This is a genomic window from Thioalkalivibrio denitrificans (assembly GCF_002000365.1).
Lineage (GTDB): Bacteria > Pseudomonadota > Gammaproteobacteria > Ectothiorhodospirales > Ectothiorhodospiraceae > Thioalkalivibrio_A > Thioalkalivibrio_A denitrificans.
The window spans coordinates 19,772-39,069 of record NZ_MVBK01000046.1; the positions used below are offsets into that span (position 1 = coordinate 19,772).

A 19,298-nucleotide genomic window follows, 5' to 3' on the forward strand; every position below is an offset into this window, starting at 1 on the left:
ATTGCTGCTCACGATCTGTTTGACCGGCCCACATGCCGGGTTCCCAGGGAGGGGAAAATGCCCGCAATCGCGCTCGGCTTCCTGCTGGGGGTATGGACACTTCAGCAACAGCCCCATCTGCCGTCTTTCGCGTGGTTGGCCGTAGTCCTCACCGCGGCGCTCGTGCCTGCAGTGGCATTGTACCGTCTGCGTGTCCGGAATCACCCCCGATGGCTGAGGCCCGTCGCCGCGTTCCTGCTGGGCGCCAGCGCGGGGTTTGCGTGGGCGCTGATCGATGCCCGCGCACATCCCGAAGACGCCCTGATCGATCACCGTGCGGACGTGGTTCTGGACGGCCGCATCGCCTCGCTGCCCGTGGTCTCGGACCACGTCACGCGTTTCCTGTTCGATGTGGCGGGGGACCGGGGTCCACGGCGCATCCGGGTGAGCTGGTACGGGGATGCCCCGCGGGTGGGACCGGGCGAGGCCTGGCGCCTGACTCTGAGGCTCCGTCAGCCGCGCGGTTACATGAATCCGGGCGGTTTCGACTATGAGGGCTGGTTGCGGCAGCAGGGCGTCTGGGCCGTGGCCAGTGTGCGCCCGGGTCAGGAAAACCGTCGGCTCGCGCGGGCGAGGGGCGGCGACGGCCTCGTGGACCGGGTCCGGCTGCGTATCGTCGAAGGATTTCGTGATTCCTCGGACGGTCGTACCTTCAACGGGGTGCTCATGGCCCTGGCGGTCGGCTATCGCCCGGACATCAGCGATGCGCACTGGGACGTGTTCCTCGCCACGGGTACGAATCACCTGATGGCCATCTCCGGCCTGCATATCGGTCTCATGGCGGGCCTGGGCTACGGCCTGGCTGCGTGGTTCTGGCGTCGCATTCCGGGGGCCCCGTTGCGGCTGCCGGTGCAAAGGGCCGGGGCACTGGCCGCCATCGCCACCGGCCTGGCCTATGCATTGCTGGCCGGCCTGTCGGTTCCCACCCAGCGTGCGCTGGTGATGCTGAGCGTGGCCATGATGGCCGTATGGCTGGGGCGTACCGGGCGGCCGTGGCATGTGCTGTCGGTGGCGCTGGTTGCGGTACTGCTTCTGGACCCGGCCGCAACGCTCGGCGCGGGGTTCTGGCTGTCCTTCGGCGCCGTGGCCGTGATTCTCCTGGCCGTGGCGGGTCGGTTGCGTGCACCCTCGGGCTGGCAGGCGGCTGTCACGATCCAGGTGGTGGTGGCCGTTGGTCTGACGCCGCTGCTGCTGATCCACTTCAACCAGACCTCGGTGGTCGCACCGCTGGCCAACGTGGCAGCCGTCCCCTGGGTGGGCCTTCTGGTGGTCCCGGTCACGCTGCTGTCGGCGGTGCTGATGCTTATCCACCCGGCGCTGGGTGCGTTGCCGGCGGACCTGGCCAACTGGCTGATGGGGATTGTCTGGTGGTGGCTCGATGTCCTTGCCGGGCTCCCCTTCGCCCGATGGCAGGCGGCGCGTCCGGCATGGACATTGTGGCTCGCGTCCGTGGGCATCGTGCTTTGGCTTGCCCCGGCCGGGATGCCGGGCCGTGTTCTGGCACCCGTCCTGTGCCTGCCTCTGTTGTGGCCGCCGGCGCCCGCCATCCCGGAGGGCGGCGTGCGTCTCACCCTGCTGGACGTGGGGCAGGGGCTGGCGGCCGTGATACAGACCCGTCATCACACCCTGGTCTACGATGCGGGCCCGGCGTTTCCTTCCGGCCTGGATACGGGGGATGCCGTCGTGGTGCCCTTCCTCCGCCACGCCGGCATCCGTCGCGTGGATCGCCTGGTCATCAGTCACTCCGACAACGATCATGCCGGGGGCGCAGCCAGCGTGCTGGCGCGCCTGCCCGTGGGCGCGGTGAAGGGTGTCTGGGGCCGCACGCAGGACCGTGTCCCGACACTGGACTGTGAGCGCGGCGCAAAGTGGCGCTGGGACGGTGTGACGTTCAGGGTACTGCATCCACCGCCGCACTGGGGCGATGACAACATTTCGTCCTGCGTGGTGCACGTCTCGGGGCCGGGCGGTTCGGTGCTCCTGCCCGGCGATGTGGACGGGCTGGGAGAAGCGGTGCTGTTGCGCCATGCCGGCCAGTCATTGCAGAGCGATGTGCTGGTGCTGCCCCACCACGGTGCCCGGGATGCCGCCAGCGGTGCTTTCCTGGACGCCGTCGCGCCACAAATGGCACTGGTGGGCGCGGGCTTCCTGAATCGCTACGGACATCCACATCCGGAAGTGATCGCGCGTTTGGAAGCGCGCGGAGTGCCGCTGCGGGGCACAGCGGAAGAGGGCGCCATGCGCGTGGACCTGTTCCCCGGAGAGGCCCTGCAAAGCCCGCCCGGCTGGCGCATCACGGCGCGTCGTTATTGGCACGGAGAATAGGGAAGGATTCAAGATTCAATATTCAAGATTCAAAGGGACAGCCAGGGCCTGGACCCACGCCGTGGGAAGTGAAACCACCTTGTCCTTTGAATCTTGAATCTTGAATCTTGAATCTTGAATATTGAATCCCCGAAGGGGCTCCTTCCGGCCCCTCGGGCAAATCAAGTATCATGTCTCGCGCCGGTGAGTGTGCCGGCACACGCTCATTTCCCGCGAGGTATCCGACACCGTGTACGAACTGGTCAAGGCAGGGGGGTGGTTGATGCTCCCCATCATCGCCTGTTCCGTGGTGGCGCTCGCCATCGTCGTGGAACGCTTCTGGAGTCTGCAGTACCGAAGAGTCATCCCGCGCCAACTGGTGGTACAGATCTGGCAGCTCATCCAGGCCGGACAACTGACTGAGGAACGCCTGCGCGAACTGCGCGACGGCTCCCCCCTGGGCCGCGTACTCACGGCAGGGCTGCTCAACCTGGGCCATTCACGCGAGGTCATGAAGGAGGCCATCGAGGAGACCGGCCGCCACGTGGCCCACGATCTGGAACGCTTTCTCAACAGCCTCGGCACCATCGCCGCCATTACACCGCTGCTGGGTCTGCTGGGCACGGTGGTGGGCATGATTCAGGTGTTTTCCGTAATCACCGACGTGGGCGTGGGCAGTCCCGGCGAACTGGCCGGCGGGATCTCCCAGGCGCTCATTACCACTGCCGCAGGCATCTCCGTTGCGGTGCCGGCGCTGATCTTTCATCGCTATTTCCGCGGGCGCGTGGATGAACTGGTGCTGGAGATGGAGATGGAGTCCATCAAGCTGGTGGAGGTGATCCACGGCGAACGCGAGGCCGGGCGCACGTGAACTTCCGTCCGCGCCAGTCGGAGGACGTGGGCATCAACCTGACGCCACTCATCGACGTGGTGTTCCTGATGCTCATCTTCTTCATGGTGTCCACCACGTTCGAACGCCATGCCGAACTGCAGATCGACCTGCCGCGCGCCGAGACCGCCCAGGAAGAACAGCGCCGGGAGATCATCGAACTGGCCATCGACGCCCAGGGGCGCTATTTCGTGAACGGCCAGGAACTGGTGAACACGCGGCCGGAGACGCTGCGTGCGGCGTTGACCCAGGTGTCGGACGGCGATACGTCCCTGCCGCTGATCATCCGGGCCGATGCCAACACACCGCACCAGTCGGTGGTGACCGCGATGGACGTCGCCGCCCGGTTGGGCATCGCGCGCCTGTCCATTGCCACCACGCCCGACCGCGATCGCGACTGAGCCCATGGCGCGCGAACCGGAACACTACACCGGCGTGGAGGTCTACCGGCGGCTGCTGTCGTACTCCTTCCGTTACTGGCGCGTGCTGCTCCTGTCCGTGCTCGCCATGTCGGTGGTGGCCGCCACCGAGGCGGGCTTCGCCATCCTGATGCGTCCGCTCATGGATTCCGGCTTCGTGGAGCGGGACCCCAGCACGATTCGCTGGGTGCCGCTGGCGATCGTCGGGATATTCGCAGTGCGCGGTGTCGCGGAGTTCACCGCCTCCTACACCATGAAGTACGTGGGGCGCATGGTGGTCAAGCTGCTGCGCGGCGAGATGTTCGACCAGTTGCTGCGCATGCCGGTGCACCACTACGACCGTGCCACGTCCGGGCAGTTGATCTCCCGCCTCTCCTACAACGTGGAGCAGGTGGCCTCGGCTGCCACCGACAGTGTCACCATCCTGATCCGCGATTCGCTCACGGTCATCGGCCTGCTGGCCTGGATGCTCTATCTCAACTGGATGCTCACCCTAGCGGTGCTGCTCGTTGCGCCGGCCGTGGCGTTTCTGGTGAGCCAGGTCACCATGCGCTTCAGGCGCATCAGCCATCGCATCCAGCGAAACATGGGAGACGTGACCCAGGTGGCGCAGGAGGTCATCGAGGGCAATCGCGTGGTGAAGATCTTCGGCGGGGAGGCCTACGAGCGCGCCCGCTTCGGGGACATCATCGAGCGCAACCGCCGTCTGCACATGCGCATGGTCTTCACCCATGCCATGCACATGCCGCTTGTGCAGTTTGTCGGTGCGCTGGCGGTGGCGCTGATCGTCTGGCTTGCCACGCTGGAACCGATCATGGAGACCGTCACGGTGGGCACCTTTGTCTCCCTGATTACCGCGCTGCTTCTGCTGCTCAATCCGATACGTCGCCTGACCAACGTGAACCAGACGCTGCAGAAGGGTATCGCCGCCGGGCAGAACATCTTCGCGCTGCTGGACTCCGAGTCGGAGCGCGACAAGGGCGAGCTGCGCATCGCCCGGGCGCGAGGCGATATTCAGTATCGTGGCGTGCACTTCCACTACGACACCGACAAGGGGCCGGTCCTGCGCGGCATCGACCTGCATGTCCAGCCGGGCGAGACCGTGGCACTGGTGGGCCGATCGGGCAGCGGCAAGACCACGCTGGTGAACCTGCTGCCGCGCTTCTACGATCCGCAACAGGGCGAGGTGCTGCTCGACGGGGTCGACGTGCGCCAGTACCGCCTTGCGGACCTGCGCAACCAGATCGCCTACGTGGGCCAGCACGTCGTTCTTTTCAACGACACCATCGGGCGCAACATCGCCTATGGCAGCCTGAGTGAGGTCAGCGACGAGGACATCGTGCGCGCCGCCGAGGCGGCCCATGCCATGGAGTTCATCCGAGCCCTGCCGCAGGGCCTGGAGACTCCGGTGGGTGACAAGGGCGTCATGCTCTCCGGGGGGCAACGCCAGCGCCTCGCCATCGCCCGGGCACTGCTCAAGGACGCACCGATCCTGATCCTCGACGAGGCCACCTCTGCACTGGACACGGAGGCCGAGCGCCATATCCAGGCGGCGCTGGAGAACCTGATGCGCAACCGCACCACGCTGGTGATCGCCCATCGACTGTCCACGGTGGAGCGCGCCGATCGCATCATCGTCATGCAGGGCGGTGAGATCGTGGAGTCCGGGAGTCACTCCGACCTGATCGAACGCGACGGCGTGTATGCCCGGTTGCATCGCCTGCAGTTCGAGAGTCCGGGTGTCGTCTGATCCCTGGGGGGCGTCCCCCTGGCCCGTGTGGAGGCAGAACCTGCGCGACCGGCTGGCCGGGGCACATGCCCGCGCCAATGCGCGCAGCGGCTTTCTGCGCAAGCCGCCCGGACGGGGGCGCATCATCTGGATCAAGGCAGGAGGCACGGCGCAGTCCCTGCGTCTGGGCGTCGAACTGCTTGGCGCCATCCGTCAGAAGCGTCATGACGTGCGCCTGGTGCTCACATTCGAACGGGACGACGAGGCCATCCTGGCGCCCCGGCTTGGCGGGATGCGGCGCGTCGGCCTGGGTTACGGGCCTTCGGACAGGCCGCGGACCGTGCGCCGGGTGATGGAGCGGCTGGAGCCCTACGGACTGATCCTGGCCGACGCCTTGCCTTATCCCAATCTGTTGCGGGAGGCGGCCGCCGGGGGCGTGCGCTGTGCGGCGTACAACACCGACCCGTGGCCCGTGCCCGTCGAGGCCGCCTATCCCCGGGATGCGGTGCAACACGCCGCCTGGACGGCCTCCGGCAGGGCGCGCCACCTGGCGCCCGCGGCGGATCCGGCCAGCCTGTGGGCCGAGGCGCAGGCGGATGTGACTCTGCGGACCCTGAGCGGGGCCGGTGAGACGGGGCGCCTGTGGTGGTGGCATGGGCCGGCAGCTCGCTGGTCTGACTGGGTGGCCGCCTGGCAATCGGATGCCCGGTTTCGCGAGGATCGGCTGTTCGTCTCCGTGTGCGAGCAGGCCCCTGAATCGTCACCCGCCCTGCCTCGCATCAGCGAGTGGGATCGCACTCCCCTGGCCCCCGGGTGCGTGGTCTGGGTGGACGACCGACGCTGGCTGGCGGCAGTCGCCAGTGCCTGCCATGCGGGTCATCTGGAGGCCGCGGACAACGCGGTGTTGTGGCAGGCTCTGGCCGGGGGCAGACCGTTGAGTGTCGGCACCGGAGCGGCTGCAATGGCGGGAGGGGAGGTGCTGCCGCTTTGCGAGGCATCCGCCACAGTCCTGGACCGCTGGGCCGGCTATGCTGACGACCCCATGGCTGCGCGCCGCGATGGCGATGCGGGCAGAAGGAGATTCTGGGAGGAACGCAGGGGAGTGGAGTCCGTGATGTCCGAGTTTCTGCAGCGGGTGTTCGACTGGTGAATCGGCGCACCGCCAGCTCACCCGCCGAGCCGCGCCTGGTGCGCTACTGGAACACGCGCAACGCGGTCGCCCTGGCACTGTTTCCCCTGTCGCTCGTGTACTGTGCACTGATGCGCTTGCGCCGCATGGTGTACGGCTGGCTGCCGGCGCGCCGGGTTCCCGCCCGCGCCGTCATCGTGGTGGGCAATCTCACCGTGGGCGGTACGGGCAAGACGCCCATGGTGATCTGGTTGTGCAGGCTGCTCGCCATGCACGGCTATCGTCCGGGTGTGGTGAGCCGGGGGCACGGCGGGCGGCGGGACCACGCACGGGCACTGCTGGTGACGCCGGAGAGCGATCCGGCCCACGTGGGCGACGAACCCGTGCTCATCGCGGCGCGTACCGGCTGCCCTGTGGTGGTGGATCGGCGCCGCCCGCGCGGCGCGAGACTGCTGGTCACGGAGCTGGGGTGCGACGTGGTGGTGGCGGACGACGGTCTGCAACACTACGCGCTGGCCCGGGACGTGGAAATCGTCATGATCGACGGGGCGCGGCGGTTCGGCAACGGGCTGTGCCTGCCCGCCGGTCCGCTGCGGGAATCCGCCGACCGCCTGGGGGATGCCGATTTCGTAGTCGCCACGGGCAGGGCGGCACCGGGGGAGTTCCCCATGGAGCTGGTGGCCCCCGTGGCCATCAAGGTGGCGGACCCTTCCGAGGCGCAGCCGCTCAAGTCCTTCGCCGGCAAGGCGGTTCACGGGGTTGCCGGCATCGGCAATCCCGAGCGCTTCTTCACCATGCTCGAAGCCGCCCGCATTCGGGTGGACCGCCACGCGTTTCCCGATCATCATCCCTATCGTGCCGGCGATATCCGCTTTCCTGACAGCCTGCCGGTTCTGATGACGGAGAAGGATGCCGTAAAATGCAGAGCCATTGCCGACGACCGGCACTGGTTCGTACCGGTGGCCGCCGCACCGGACGAGGCCCTGGCCCCGGCCATCCTCTCCACTCTACAAGCCGTTTCAAGTCTGCACAGCCTGAGGTAAACCCATGGACAAACGCCTGCTGGATATCCTCGTCTGCCCCGTCACCAAGGGGCCGCTGATCTACGACAAGGGGAACGAGGAACTGATCTCGCGCAGCGCACGGCTCGCCTATCCGATTCGCGACGGCATTCCCGTGATGCTCGAGGATGAAGCGCGGCAACTGACCGACGATGAGCTGGATCGGTGGAAAGACAAGTAGCGGTCACCACTGACTGAACGCATCGGCATGCCCTTCAAGGTCGCCATTCCGGCGCGTTACGCCTCGACGCGCCTGCCCGGCAAGCCGCTGCTTGAGCTCGCCGGCCACCCCATGATCCGCTACGTGCACGAGTGTGCACGACGAAGCGGTGCGCAGGAGGTGGTCATCGCCACCGACGATGAGCGCATTCGCGATGCGGCCGAGGCCTTCGGGGCGCGGGTGTGCATGACCGATCCCGCACACCAATCGGGCAGTGACCGGATCGCCGAAGTCGCCCACACCCTCGGCTGGAGCGACGAGGACATCGTCGTCAACCTGCAGGGCGATGAACCGCTGACACCGCCGGTGATCGTGAGCCAGGTGGCCGATGCGCTGTTGCGCCATCCTGAAGCGGCCATGGCCACCCTGTGCACGCCCGTGACCTCAGTGGAGCAGATGCTGGATCCCAACGTGGTCAAGGTGGTGCGCGACCGCAACGACTTCGCGCTGTATTTCAGCCGTGCCCCTGTCCCCTGGGACCGCGATGCGCCGACTGCCCGTCAGCGCAGCGTCGAGGGCTGCCAGCGACATATCGGGATCTATGCCTACCGGGCGGGATTCCTGCACGCCTTCGCCTCCATGTCACCCTGTGCCCTGGAGATCACGGAGCGTCTGGAGCAGCTGCGCGCGCTCTATGCCGGTGCCCGCATTCAGTGTCCGGAGGCCGCCGAGGTCCCGCCACAGGGGGTGGACGTGATGGAAGACGTGGAAAGGGCGAAGAAAGCGATTCAAAATTCAAAATTCAAGATTCAAGGGTAAAGTCGGCAATCATTTCGGTTAGCCTGAATCCTGAACGTTGAATCTTGAATCTTGAATCTTGAATCTTGAACTTTGAATTTCCCTTGGTGCTTGGTTTAGAGGAGGTTGCGCAGCCGCGTGGCCAGGTCCTCGCCGGCCAGGGCGCGCACGACGGGGTGCAGATCATCCCGGATGCCGCTCTTGAGAGGGAGTGTATGCGTGCGGGGCACACGGCGCTGGGGATCGCCGAACTGGTTGGCCTGGATCTCCGCGCCGTCAAGCTCACGCACCACCACGCGGGGGCCCGATTCCAATATCTCGATCACCTGACAACGGACACCGTCCACCACCGCCTCGCGGCCGACCAGTGCCTGTAGTGTCCGGATCAGTTCGTTCATGAATCACAGTATATGGCAGTCGTTGAACCACCGTATACGATCACGGCATTGACTTGTATCTTGTCTCTGATCACTTGCCTCTGGTGCCTTTATGAAATGGGAAATCCTTGACGATCGCGTCGTGTATGAAGGCTTCTTCCGAGTTCGCAGCCTGCGCCTGAGCCACAGCCGTTTTCAGGGTGGAGAGCCCCTGGAGATCAGGCGGGAGCTTCTGGAAAGGGGTCACGCGGCTGCCGTGCTGCCCTACGACGCCGTGCGCGACCGGGTGATCCTCATCGAGCAGTTCCGGGTGGGGGCGCTGGAGTCCGAACGGGGTCCGTGGCTGATGGAGGTGGTGGCCGGCATGATCGCCCCCGGCGAACGGAGCGAGGACGTGGTGCGCCGCGAGGCGCTGGAGGAGGCGGGCTGCCAGCTGGGCGAGCTGGAGTATCTCTACGAATACCATGCTACCCCGGGTGGCGCATCGGAGCGCGTGTCCCTCTACGTGGGACAGGCAGACAGCGCCGGCATCGGTGGCATTCACGGGCTGGATGATGAAGGCGAGGATATTCGTGTCCATGTGCTGGACGCGGAGGAGGCCTTCGCGCGCATGGACAACGGACTCATGGACAACGCCATGACGCTGATTGCGTTGCTCTGGTTGCGAATCAACCGGGACACCCTGAGAGAGAAATGGGGAGGGCAGTAAAGGATGAAGGATGAAGGATGAAGGCTCGATGGGGGGAGGCGATTGCGGGCGGTGTGGTTCATGATGAAGTGTTGCCGGGCCGGTCACTCGCGGATTCAGCCAGATCGCCTGCGACGGCGATGCGGGTGACGCAGGCGAAGAACTCACCGGTGTCGATGGCTCGGCGCACATCCTCCCACCACAGCGCAAGACGCCGGGCGTCGATTCCGGCGGCGCGGGCGACATCCAGGCGCGATTCCAGGAATGCCACCCAGTTGGGATCACCGGTCCTGACGCTGTCGACGAATGCATGCACCTGCACATCGCGGAAGCCCGCTCGGCGGAACAGTGCGGTCAGCCGGCGGCCGGAGGCGGCATTCGCCTGCCGGTCGCTATTGGCATGGACGATGCGCCGCACGAGATCGGTGTCTCCGGGGGAAATGCACAGGCTGTCCCAGTCCGTTTCCACGACCAGTACCCGGCCGCCGGGGCGCGTCACGCGCAGCATCTCCAGCACGGCTGCGAGGGGGTGGGGCAGGTGCAACAGCAGCCATCGTGCGAAGACACGGTCGAAACGTTCCGCGGGGAAGGGCAGCGCGCCTGCGTCGCCTTGGATGCAGATCAGACTCCGGTTCCGTTGTCGGGCGTGCGCCAGCAATGCGGCCGAGCGATCCAGTGCACAGACAGTGCCGCGGGCGGTGACACGGGCGGCCAGATGGTTCGCGACGTGGCCTGCGCCTGTGCCCACATCGAGCACGTCGTGCCCCGGTTTCAGTTGCAGTAGGTCGGGGTAGCGAAGCACCGCCGCCTGTTCCGCCGGTGTGCCGTGCAGTTGCTCGATGCGGGACACCGCCATGCGCGCATGGTCATCGCTGTCGACAGCTGCCCAGCGGTCGGGCCTATGCGGGTCAGACCGCATATCTGTCTGCGATGGTCTGTGCCGTATGCAGGGCATGCCGGCACAGGGCCCTTTGGCGGCGATCGACGTCGGGGTCATCGCCCGCGTCGTCATTGTCGGCCAGGACAAAGCCCAGTTGCAGGAAGACCCGCAGCCAGCCGAGGTCCCAGGTTGCATCGAAGGCCTTGCGATCCACCTTGTGTCCCAGGAGATTCTCCAGATGCTCCAGGTAGGCATCCCGCAGCCAGAGTCTCTCTTCGGACCGGCGTCCGTCATCAGGCGGATAGGCCCAGTACTGCAGGAACCAGTGCCAAGTGAGATCGAGTGCCGCCGGCCCGTGCATGGCGAAGTCCCAGTCGAACATCACTACCCGGTCGCCTACAAACGCGAGATTCGCTCCGCGTGTGTCCCCGTGGACGCGGGTCGGTGCGAACTGTTCCAGGGCTGCGACCACCTGAGGCCAGGCCCGGCACAGGTCTAGGTAAGTGTCGGCGTCCCGCGCTCCCAGCAGTTCGACGAAACGCGGCAAGAAGGCAGCGGCAACTCCGAATTCGCCGGCGGCGCCCTCGGCCCATGTGGTGCGGGCATCGCCGGTTGCGGCGTAGATGGCCGTCTCGACGAACACCCCGGTGGTGCCGGCCGGAGTCCCCAGGCCTGCGGTCGGCTCGGGTTCGCCCCAGGCATCTGCATGCAAGGCAGCCAGGGCCTCGAACAGCCGCAGGGTGTGTTGTTCGGTCCAGTGCCCGCGAGCCACGATGCCTTCCGAGACATCATCCATCAGGACCCACCACTCGTCCCGTTCGCAGTGATAGCTGACGTCGAAGGTGGGGTTCGCCAGGGGAGGGGGTACCCCTCTGGTCGTACCGGCCAGCCAGAACACGGCTTCGCCTTCGGTGCCGAGGCCGCGGGCGAAGGCCCGCCGCCTCGGCACACGCTTTAAGACATAGTGCGGACCCGTCCCGCACACAAGCCGGCTCACGGGCTGGCTGGTTCTTCCCCCTGTCAGGGGCGCGATGCGGGGCGCCCGTGCGCCGGCCGGCGGTTCACGTCCGGCGCGGCGCAGCGCAGCGGTGAGAAACTCACCATCGGGCGCACCCCTGACGGTGGGTGCGAGGGCGGCAGGTTTGCTCGTCGTCGACATGGTTCGTCTCCCGGTACCAGACCGTGGCGATCAAGGCCCGGCCACGTGCGGCTCCCCTTGCGGAAGAGCCGACGGGCCGAGCCGGTTGCGAACGGTCCCTCAGAGGGCGCCCTGCGTCATTGCCCGGAAAATATGGCGTCCACTTCCCGCTCCCACTGACTTTCGCTGTACTGAGATCCATTGAGCATCGTGCTCCACTTGCGGATCAGTGAAGCAACTGCCAGCGCCTCCCGGATCTCGGCATCCGTGGCCCCATGTGCTTTGGCTGCCCTTGTGTGGTAGTACACACAGTAGTCACAGGGCACCTGTGCCGCAACGGCGAGCGCCATGAGTTCCTTGGTCCTCGTGTCGAGCGCGGCGTCCGGATCCAGGAAGACGGATTCGTAGCTTTCCCAGGCGGCCTCGACCCCCTGTTCAGGGAAGGTATTCTGGACAAATGCCGGCGGCTCATCGCTCTGTGCCGGGCTGATCAGTGCGATGAATGTGAAGGCCAGCGCGGATGCGGTGATGATCAAGGCTGATTTCATGGTTACCTCCTGTGCAGTCTGCACGGAATGACAGGTCGGCGCTGCGACCCTCAGGTCAGTTGACGCGGGGGCAGTCCGATAGCGTGTGGCTCAGCGACCGGGAAGTAGCGTTGCGTGCTTGCGGCCCCGAGTGCGCTGTCCAGGTGGCTGCGAAGTATCTCCACCGACGGCGCCTCATAGAGGCAGGCGGCCCTGCTCAGATCGTCGGCGGGCAGAAAGTGGTGTACATGCAGGTTCTCCGGCAGCGGAAATACCTGTTCGGCGCACTGCCGGAACCTGTCGGGATCATGGATTTCGTGTTCGATGGCAATGAACATGTTCGTCTCCTTCGGTGTGGGTTTGAGGGTTCCGGGCGGATCCTGATCGACCGCCTGTCTCCCTGTGTCAAACCATGCGCCTTGAAACATGCCCATCCCAGAGCCAGACTGATCGCAAGCGGCCCATTCTGATCATCGGAGAAGAAAAATGGCGTCGATTGCCCCGCCCAGACGTGTCAGCGTGTTGGCGCTGCCCGACGAATCCACCGGGACACCGATCAACGGTCTCTACGAGACCCTGGTGTTCGTGGATGCGGTGGCCAGTTCCCCGGACGGGGGTGCTGCGCGGCTCTTTGACGTGGAGATCGTCGGCCCCGAGCAGGGCATATTCCAGAGCGCCTGTGGATTGCCCCTCAAGGTGCACCGGGCGCTTCGCGAAGTCGATGACACCGATATCGTCATCGCTGCGTCCATGCTGTTCGAGAACCTGGAATGGGTGAGCGGACGTCACGCCGAAACGGTGGAGTGGCTGCGTCGTATGCACAGAAACGGCGCGGATCTCTGTTCAGCCTGTGCCGGTGCCTTGCTCCTTGCCGAAACCGGTCTGCTCGACGGCCTCGAGACCACGACCCACTGGGCGTTCGCTCCGACCTTCAGGCGGAATTTCCCGAACGTCCACCTGCGGGTCGAGGAGTTGCTCATCGTGGCGGGGCGGAACGGCGAGTTCGTAATGTCCGGCGCCGCCAGTTCCTGGCAGGACCTGATTCTGTTCCTGATCTCACGCCATGCCAGCGCGACGACGGCGCAAGCGATCGGCAAGTTCCTGTTGTACCAGTGGGACTCCAGGAGCCAGGCACCGTTTGTACCCTTTGCACCACCAACGGATCACGGTGACGGCGCAATACGGAAAGTGCAGGACTGGCTCCATGCCGGGGACGCACTGGATGCTTCCGTTGACAAAATGGCCTTTCTGTGCGGATTGCCCCGTCCCACCTTCAACCGCCGCTTCAAGCGTGCGACCGGCTACTCCCCGATCCACTATCTGCAGAACCTGCGTGTCGAGCAGGCCAAGCAACTGCTGGAACGAACCGATACCCCGGTGGAGGAAATCAGCTGGAAGGTGGGCTACGAGGAAACGGCCGCCTTTCGGCGCGTCTTCAAGCGCATCACCCGACTGAGCCCCGCCGAATATCGCCGGAAGTTCCGTTTCCCCAGGCACGGCGCCTAGGCCACCGGTTCACAGGTGCTGGTAGCTATGGACTTCGCCGCGCGGGCCGCTTCCCGCGCCGGCTGTCGCCCATATCGGGATGACGAATTCGGGAGCTACGCTGGAGATGTATGCGATGACAGGCGAGGAACTCAAGCAGGTACTGCGAAGGTGGGGGTTGAATGCCGCCCAGGGGGCAAAGGTGTTGTGCGTTCACAGCAACAAACTGAGCGAGTATCTGGAAGACGTGAGTCGTATTCCCTGCGCGGTACGGTTTCATGTGGAGGCTCTTGAACAGCTGCCCGAGGACAAACGGCGCGTGCTGATTGAGCAGCGTGTTCGGCGCAAGGCGCATGAAGGTTAGGCCGTGCAATCCCCCGGTTGAATAAGCGAGGCACATCCACCGTGCCTCAGCCCGGTGTGCCGGATGCGGCTGCGCCTTATCCGACCTGCCAGCAGGCTGCAGGCCCATAGCGGCTCAGGTTGGCACTCATTCCATTATGTCGATCCGGATCTGGACGCTCTTTTCGTCCCGGTCCCGGGTGCGGCGGGTGCCGATGATGCGCTCGTCATCGCGCCTGTCCTGTCCCACGGTGCCGCCCAGGTCGACCCATTCGCCCGGGGCCACGGTGGTAACGGTTTCCAGGGTCTGCGTTTCGATCCGCCCGCCGGGGCCCTCGCGCTCGGCGATCTGCGCGATATGCAGGCGCACACGTTCGTCCGGCGTGATGACGGGCGTCACCACGAAGCCGCGATCCAGGGTCCGGTAATCGATGCCGCCGATCAGGGTGCCGTCGGGACGAAGCACGGCCACACCGGCCATGGGGATCACCTCGCCCTCGCGGATATGGGCCTGCTGGCCTTCCTGGACACGCACCCATTGTTCCGTCTCACGGCGTGCCGTGGTGTAGCGCCGTACCACACGGCCGTCGGCGTCTTCATGCTCCCGGGCAGGATCCAGGCTGCGGTGGTCACGGTCTGCGGCATCGCTCACCCGTACCGACAGACGCAGCTCGCGCGTGGGGCGGTCGAGTGCCTCCACCAGTTCGCGGATCTGCCGGAGGCGCCCCGGACTGGTGCGTACGATCAGTCGGGATCCCGTGCCGGTGAGCCCGTCCCGCGGACCGAGCAACGGTTCCACCAGGGGCAGCAGTTCATCGGCACTGCGATGCTGCAGCTCAATGATCTCGATGGGGATCTTGTCGTCCGTTTCCGCCTGCACGCCCCCCACGAACAAGGCCGCCAGCAGCAGGATGAAAAGGATGGAAAACTTCATGCTGGAATACTCACGGTGCGGGAAGGTGCTCCCGGAAGGGCAAGCCAAAGGCGTTCTGACAGGATTAACATGATTAACAGGATTATTCATGAAACCTCGTAATCCTGTTAATCATGTTAATCCTGTCAGAAATTCTTTCTTATCCTGTCAATCCTGAACAATCCTGTTCATCCTGTCCATTCGAGATCAGATCTTCAGCCGACGCAGCTCAGGATCCGGCACCGCATGGGTCCAGAAAGTGCGAAAGCGGTCCTCGAACGTCCGCACCCGCGGCGGTGCATTGGCATCGGCCAGTGCCACGGGATCCGCGGCGCGCGGCTGGTGCAGGTAGGCGCGATCGTCCACCAGCATCAGGGATTCAACCAGGGAGGGATCGTCGGGACTGCGGCGCCGCAACTGGATGCGGCTGCTCATGCGAAGGGCCAGGTCAACGAGCCGATGCCCTTCCGGGGGCAGACTGCGGCTGTCCTGGATGAGGATGCGCACGTCCGAATGACGGCTGCGCCGGGCCAGGGCGGACACGGCGTCGGCCATAGCGGCATGGTCGTAGACGGCGGGGGCCAGGTCAGGACTCAGTATCCAGATCCGGCGCCGCGCCTCGGCGATCTGCGTGTGCACGAACCCGGTGATGGCGGCCAGACCTTCCAGGCGTTGCGGCCCCGCAGGCTCACGCGCAGTGGGCTCCCGATTGTCCTTCTCTGGCATGGTTGTCGATCCTTTGCACCATGCGGACGTGGGGTATGCCGGCATCCATGAAGACATCGCCCGTTTCAAGGAAGCCGGCCTCCCGGTAGAAGCCGCTGGCTTGGCACTGTGCATGTAGCTCCACTTTAGCCAGGCCCTGTTCCTTTGCAAGTTTTACGGCGGCCGCCAGGAGGGCGCGGCCCACGCCCCGGCCGCGCCAGGCGGGCAGGACCGCCATGCGCCCGATGCGTCCGTTCGGAGCCAGCCGGGCGGCCCCGATGGGATGGCCGTCGGCATCGCGGGCGATCAGGTGCAGGGAGGGGAGGTCGAGACCGTCCCGTTCCAGTGCCAGCGGAACCCCCTGTTCCCGGACGAATACGGCCTCACGGACACTGCGCAGGGCCTCCGCGTCCCGGGGCCACTGGGCCTCGGACACCTGGAACCCGGGCTTGTCGGCCGGGCGTTGCTGATGAGGAACTGTCACGGGTTGACGGGGCATGTGGTCACGGTATCCCCCTGTGTTGCGGATGCTACATCCTAGACAGGACGGGCTCCGACACCAATGACCACGGTCAAGAGGAGTGCGCTATCCCGGATATTGCCCCAAGGCGGCCACGGGGCGCCCTATGGCTACGCTTCTCCTTCCAAAAACGGCGCGAGACAGGCCCAGAGACGACGATCATTCGCGACCCCTGGTGCAATACCCGCGTTACCGGCCGTGACCGGACCCCAGCAGGGCATCCCTCAGGCTGCTTGAGAGGGGGCGGTCTCCCAGCCAGATGCCGAAGTAGGCTCGGGCGAAGTCGCGGCCCTCGATGGTTACCAGCGTCTCGCCGTTGAGGCGCAACTCGGTGCCGTGGCCGGGCAGGTACTCCATGACGTAACGGTCCCCCGGGCGAACCGGCCGGTAGGCGTCGTGGAGTCTGTCGATGCGCGGCGCCAGAGCCTGGAGCAGCGCCGGCTCCAGTTGCCGCTCGAGGATGGTATCGGCAGCCCTGGCGAGGTCGGAGGCCTCGATGTCGACGAAATACTCGATCTCCAGCCGTTTTCGCTCATCCTGTTCCAGCAGGCCCTGCGCAGGCACGCCTTGCGGGCCGTAGAGCCCGGCCCCGTAAACGCGGATGAACAGGGCGTAACGGGCCAGACCCGCACCCTTGAGCTCGAGGGTTCGGCCCGAATCGTCCTGCAACACGGCGGGGAAGCGGGCATCGCCCACGGTCACCACGCTGGCGTGGACCGGCATCGCAAGCATCAGGGCGATCAGCAGCAGTGTGACACGCGTGACGGCGATGTGAACGCGGAGGGCGCGGAGGCGCGGAGGTCGCAGAGAATGATCGAGAAGATGTGTCTTCCTGCTCCGCGTTCTCCGCGCATTTGGGTCCTGCGCGACAACGACCTTTGCTGACACGGCGCACACACCGGGAACAGGGTGATTTTCACACATGGGCGTTGTCCTCCAGGATTTCGACGGCGTTGCCTTCGCTGTCTTCGAGATAGATGGATGCGCTGCCGTCCCGGTGCGTCTTGAGCACACCGAAACTGCGCGCGTCCGGATGCACCACGCCGATGTGGGGCGGATGCTGCCCGGGCATCACCAGGGCGAGTCGGGTGTTTGCAAAGGACAGCAGCGCCCAGGTCTCGTCCTGATAGATCAGCTCCAGGCGAAACCGGCCGCAGTACCAATCCACGGCGCGGGCCACGTTTCGTACCGGGATGGCCACGTGATGCAATGCATCCAGTGGTGGATTGCGTCTCGCTTCGCTCATGTGTCCTGTGCCTCCTTGCGGAAGAAGAGAGTCACTTCTCCGAGGCGGATGCCGAACTTGCGCATCTCGGCGCGGTTGATGAGCACGCCATCCTCGTGCATGAACATCCAGTCGTTGAAGTTCACGCGCCAGGTGCGTTCACCCACGTCCAGGAGCAGGGTGTAGCGGAAATTGAAGGCCTGACCGTAGAGCACGCCCCTGGCCACGCCGTCCACGTCCTCCGCCCGGCCCTCGTAGTGGTGTTCGTCGATGCGGGTCAGGCGCCACACGCGCCGGCTCTGCTCCCCGTCGGCGTAGACAAAGTCCTCCTCAAGCACCAGATCATCCCCGTCCCGATAGCCCAGAATGTCTACGGTGAACTGACGGCGGATGCTGCCGCTGCGATCCTGGAAGATGCCCCAGGCCCGCACCTGTCCCGTGAAGTAGTCCTCGAGATCCAGGGCGGGCGTGGTGTCCCGGAAGTCCTCAGGCTTCATGCCGGCGCATCCGGTGACCAGAGTCGAGAGAAACAGCAGGATGAGGAGACGGCGAATGGATCGGCTCATGAAGTGACTCCGTCGGGTTGGCAAGATGCGAGCGAAGGCGTGCGTGGGCGCTTGCGTCGATGGGGAAGTGCCAGATGAGCGCAGTGGCGGCGAGTTTGAGCAGTACCGGCAGGCCCGCATACAGGAGCGCGAGCCAGAGCAGGGCCGAGCCGCTGTTTTCGGCGCCCGGGTCGAAGCCGGCCAGCTGCAGCAGCGGGAAGGCGATGCCCACAGCCAGGGCGAGCGCGAGCTTGGTGGCCATGCCCCACAGGCCGAAGAACACGCCGGCACGCTCGCCGCCGCCGTTTGCGGTGTCCAGGTCGACCACGTCGGCCTGTATGGCGGAGGGCAGGGCCAAATCAACTCCCAGGCTGAGGCCGGACAAGAGGCAGATCACCGCGAAGGCCCACACCTGTCCCTCGGACAGGAACGGTACCCAGAGGAAGACCGCGCAGGCCCAGAGCATGGAGATCGTCCAGGCGCGGTGTTTCGAGGTGATGCGTGCAAGGCGCAGCCAGAGCGGCAGGCTCAGCACACCGGCGGCGAAGTAGATCAGCAGCAGCATTCCGGCCATGTCGGCAGCGCCCAGGACGTGGCCCACGAACAGCAGGAACAGTGTGGCGGGCAGGGCATTGGCGGTGCCGTTCAGGACGTAGGCCATCAGCAGCCGCTTGAAGGGTGCATTGCCCAGCAGGATGCGCCAGCTATGTGACCAGGCCATGGGCGCGCGCCGAAGGGCGGGTTCATGGACCCGTCGCAGCAGCAGCAAAAGGCTGGCGGGAATCATGATCCAGAGCCACAGGGTGAGGCTGGAAAGCGTCGCCCCTGTATCACCGCCGTGGCCCAGCAGCACCGGGGCCGCTGCCGCGAGCAGGGTGCCTGCAATGACAAAGCCCTCGCGGCTGGCCGCAATGCGGGACCGCTGGTGATAATCGGGCGAGAGCTCCGCACCCCAGGCAGTGTAGGGCAGGGCCACCAACGTCCAGCCCAGGTAGGTGAGCAGGCTGAAGGTCAGCAGGTAGGCCACACCGGGTGTGCCCACAGGCATGAACAGAAAACTCGCGCCGATGAGCAGCAGGGGTGCCCCCGCCGCCATCCAGACCCGTCGTCGCCCGAAGCGTGAGCGGGTGTGATCGCTCAGGTGACCCACCAGGGGATCGGTGACCACGTCGAACAGCCGGGCCGCCAGCAGCGCGGCGCCCACCGCCGCCAGCCCGATACCGAAGTGCTCCGCGTAAAAGGCAGGCACGAACACATACAGCGGCAACCCCAGCACCGCCAGCGGCAACCCCGGCAGGCCGTAGGCCAGCAGGGTGGTCGTGTTAACGCTGTTTGGCTGTGTGTTCATGGTTGAGGTTGTTGATCGAAAAAGCTTCACCGCGAAGGGCGCGAAGGCATGCGCAAAGGACACAAGGTAATGCGCTT

Annotated in this window: 23 protein-coding genes; 11 read left to right on the plus strand and 12 right to left on the minus strand. The window is 65.6% G+C overall.

What is annotated here, in order from left to right; all coding sequences use genetic code 11:
* The first annotated feature begins 57 nt into the window (after positions 1-57).
* The 8 genes from B1C78_RS08410 to kdsB all read left to right on the plus strand — a co-directional run bounded on the left by B1C78_RS08410 (position 58) and on the right by kdsB (position 8,549).
* Complete coding sequence (locus tag B1C78_RS08410) at positions 58-2,364, plus strand: DNA internalization-related competence protein ComEC/Rec2 (RefSeq protein ID WP_077278721.1); 2,307 nt, start codon at positions 58-60, stop codon at positions 2,362-2,364.
* Positions 2,365-2,593: 229 nt separating this feature from the next.
* A complete protein-coding gene (locus B1C78_RS08415) occupies positions 2,594-3,214 on the plus strand; it encodes a MotA/TolQ/ExbB proton channel family protein (protein ID WP_077278770.1) in 621 nt (206 codons plus the stop codon).
* Entirely contained in the window at positions 3,211-3,633 is a 423-nt protein-coding gene (locus B1C78_RS08420; protein WP_077278722.1) for an ExbD/TolR family protein, read from the plus strand. Before B1C78_RS08415 ends, B1C78_RS08420 begins: the two co-directional genes overlap by 4 nt.
* A 4-nt stretch (positions 3,634-3,637) precedes the next feature.
* Entirely contained in the window at positions 3,638-5,401 is a 1,764-nt protein-coding gene (gene msbA / locus B1C78_RS08425; RefSeq protein WP_139349852.1) for a lipid A export permease/ATP-binding protein MsbA, read from the plus strand.
* Positions 5,391-6,530 carry a glycosyltransferase N-terminal domain-containing protein gene (locus B1C78_RS08430; protein ID WP_245795371.1) on the plus strand — a complete coding sequence of 380 codons (1,140 nt, stop codon included), beginning with the start codon at positions 5,391-5,393 and terminating at the stop codon, positions 6,528-6,530. Before msbA ends, B1C78_RS08430 begins: the two co-directional genes overlap by 11 nt.
* A complete protein-coding gene (lpxK, locus tag B1C78_RS08435) occupies positions 6,527-7,552 on the plus strand; it encodes a tetraacyldisaccharide 4'-kinase (protein ID WP_077278724.1) in 1,026 nt (341 codons plus the stop codon). The genes B1C78_RS08430 and lpxK overlap by 4 nt, the downstream gene beginning before the upstream one ends.
* Before the next feature lie 4 nt (positions 7,553-7,556).
* On the plus strand, positions 7,557-7,751 hold the full coding sequence (locus B1C78_RS08440) for a Trm112 family protein (RefSeq protein WP_077278725.1): 195 nt from the start codon (positions 7,557-7,559) through the stop codon (positions 7,749-7,751).
* A 27-nt stretch (positions 7,752-7,778) separates the two neighbouring features.
* A complete protein-coding gene (gene kdsB, locus B1C78_RS08445; protein WP_077278726.1) occupies positions 7,779-8,549 on the plus strand; it encodes a 3-deoxy-manno-octulosonate cytidylyltransferase in 771 nt (256 codons plus the stop codon).
* Between the two features lie 95 nt (positions 8,550-8,644).
* On the opposite strand, the gene B1C78_RS08450 is transcribed toward kdsB, so the two are convergent.
* Positions 8,645-8,926: a hypothetical protein gene (locus B1C78_RS08450; RefSeq protein ID WP_077278727.1), complete on the minus strand. Its 282-nt coding sequence runs from the start codon at positions 8,924-8,926 to the stop codon at positions 8,645-8,647.
* 91 nt (positions 8,927-9,017) lie between these two features.
* Between B1C78_RS08450 and B1C78_RS08455 the strand changes: the two genes are divergently transcribed.
* Positions 9,018-9,614, plus strand: coding sequence for an NUDIX domain-containing protein (locus B1C78_RS08455; protein ID WP_077278728.1), 597 nt, complete (start codon positions 9,018-9,020; stop codon positions 9,612-9,614).
* Between the two features lie 58 nt (positions 9,615-9,672).
* Here B1C78_RS08455 and B1C78_RS08460 read toward each other — a convergent pair whose 3' ends face one another.
* The 4 genes from B1C78_RS08460 to B1C78_RS08475 all read right to left on the minus strand — a co-directional run bounded on the left by B1C78_RS08460 (position 9,673) and on the right by B1C78_RS08475 (position 12,476).
* On the minus strand, positions 9,673-10,512 hold the full coding sequence (locus B1C78_RS08460; protein ID WP_077278729.1) for a methyltransferase domain-containing protein: 840 nt from the start codon (positions 10,510-10,512) through the stop codon (positions 9,673-9,675).
* Positions 10,502-11,632: a phosphotransferase family protein gene (locus B1C78_RS08465; protein ID WP_245795372.1), complete on the minus strand. Its 1,131-nt coding sequence runs from the start codon at positions 11,630-11,632 to the stop codon at positions 10,502-10,504. Before B1C78_RS08465 ends, B1C78_RS08460 begins: the two co-directional genes overlap by 11 nt.
* A gap of 116 nt (positions 11,633-11,748) precedes the next feature.
* Positions 11,749-12,159, minus strand: coding sequence for a carboxymuconolactone decarboxylase family protein (locus B1C78_RS08470; RefSeq protein ID WP_175628259.1), 411 nt, complete (start codon positions 12,157-12,159; stop codon positions 11,749-11,751).
* Positions 12,160-12,209: 50 nt separating this feature from the next.
* Entirely contained in the window at positions 12,210-12,476 is a 267-nt protein-coding gene (locus B1C78_RS08475; protein ID WP_077278731.1) for a hypothetical protein, read from the minus strand.
* Between the two features lie 148 nt (positions 12,477-12,624).
* Between B1C78_RS08475 and B1C78_RS08480 the strand changes: the two genes are divergently transcribed.
* Together B1C78_RS08480 and B1C78_RS08485 are read left to right on the plus strand one after the other, a co-directional pair.
* Positions 12,625-13,644, plus strand: coding sequence for a GlxA family transcriptional regulator (locus tag B1C78_RS08480; protein ID WP_077278732.1), 1,020 nt, complete (start codon positions 12,625-12,627; stop codon positions 13,642-13,644).
* A gap of 115 nt (positions 13,645-13,759) precedes the next feature.
* Complete coding sequence (locus B1C78_RS08485) at positions 13,760-13,987, plus strand: hypothetical protein (protein WP_077278733.1); 228 nt, start codon at positions 13,760-13,762, stop codon at positions 13,985-13,987.
* Positions 13,988-14,113: 126 nt separating this feature from the next.
* Here the strand turns inward: B1C78_RS08485 and B1C78_RS08490 are convergent, their stop codons facing one another.
* From B1C78_RS08490 to B1C78_RS08520, 7 genes are all read right to left on the minus strand, one after another.
* Entirely contained in the window at positions 14,114-14,899 is a 786-nt protein-coding gene (locus B1C78_RS08490) for a hypothetical protein (RefSeq protein ID WP_077278734.1), read from the minus strand.
* Positions 14,900-15,085: 186 nt separating this feature from the next.
* The gene (locus B1C78_RS08495) at positions 15,086-15,604 is read right to left on the minus strand and encodes a DUF7931 domain-containing protein (RefSeq protein WP_077278735.1); all 519 of its coding nucleotides are present in this window, start codon (positions 15,602-15,604) and stop codon (positions 15,086-15,088) included.
* Positions 15,567-16,082, minus strand: a complete 516-nt coding sequence (locus B1C78_RS08500; RefSeq protein ID WP_077278736.1) for a GNAT family N-acetyltransferase — start codon at positions 16,080-16,082, stop codon at positions 15,567-15,569. The genes B1C78_RS08495 and B1C78_RS08500 overlap by 38 nt, the downstream gene beginning before the upstream one ends.
* Positions 16,083-16,292: 210 nt before the next feature.
* The gene (locus B1C78_RS08505) at positions 16,293-16,835 is read right to left on the minus strand and encodes a chalcone isomerase family protein (protein WP_245795373.1); all 543 of its coding nucleotides are present in this window, start codon (positions 16,833-16,835) and stop codon (positions 16,293-16,295) included.
* A 184-nt stretch (positions 16,836-17,019) separates the two neighbouring features.
* Complete coding sequence (locus B1C78_RS08510; protein WP_077278738.1) at positions 17,020-17,349, minus strand: VOC family protein; 330 nt, start codon at positions 17,347-17,349, stop codon at positions 17,020-17,022.
* Positions 17,346-17,825 (minus strand): DUF3833 domain-containing protein, encoded by a 480-nt coding sequence (locus tag B1C78_RS08515; RefSeq protein ID WP_245795374.1) that lies wholly within the window; start codon positions 17,823-17,825, stop codon positions 17,346-17,348. Before B1C78_RS08515 ends, B1C78_RS08510 begins: the two co-directional genes overlap by 4 nt.
* Entirely contained in the window at positions 17,815-19,221 is a 1,407-nt protein-coding gene (locus B1C78_RS08520) for an MFS transporter (protein WP_077278773.1), read from the minus strand. Before B1C78_RS08520 ends, B1C78_RS08515 begins: the two co-directional genes overlap by 11 nt.
* Positions 19,222-19,298: the final 77 nt, after the last annotated feature.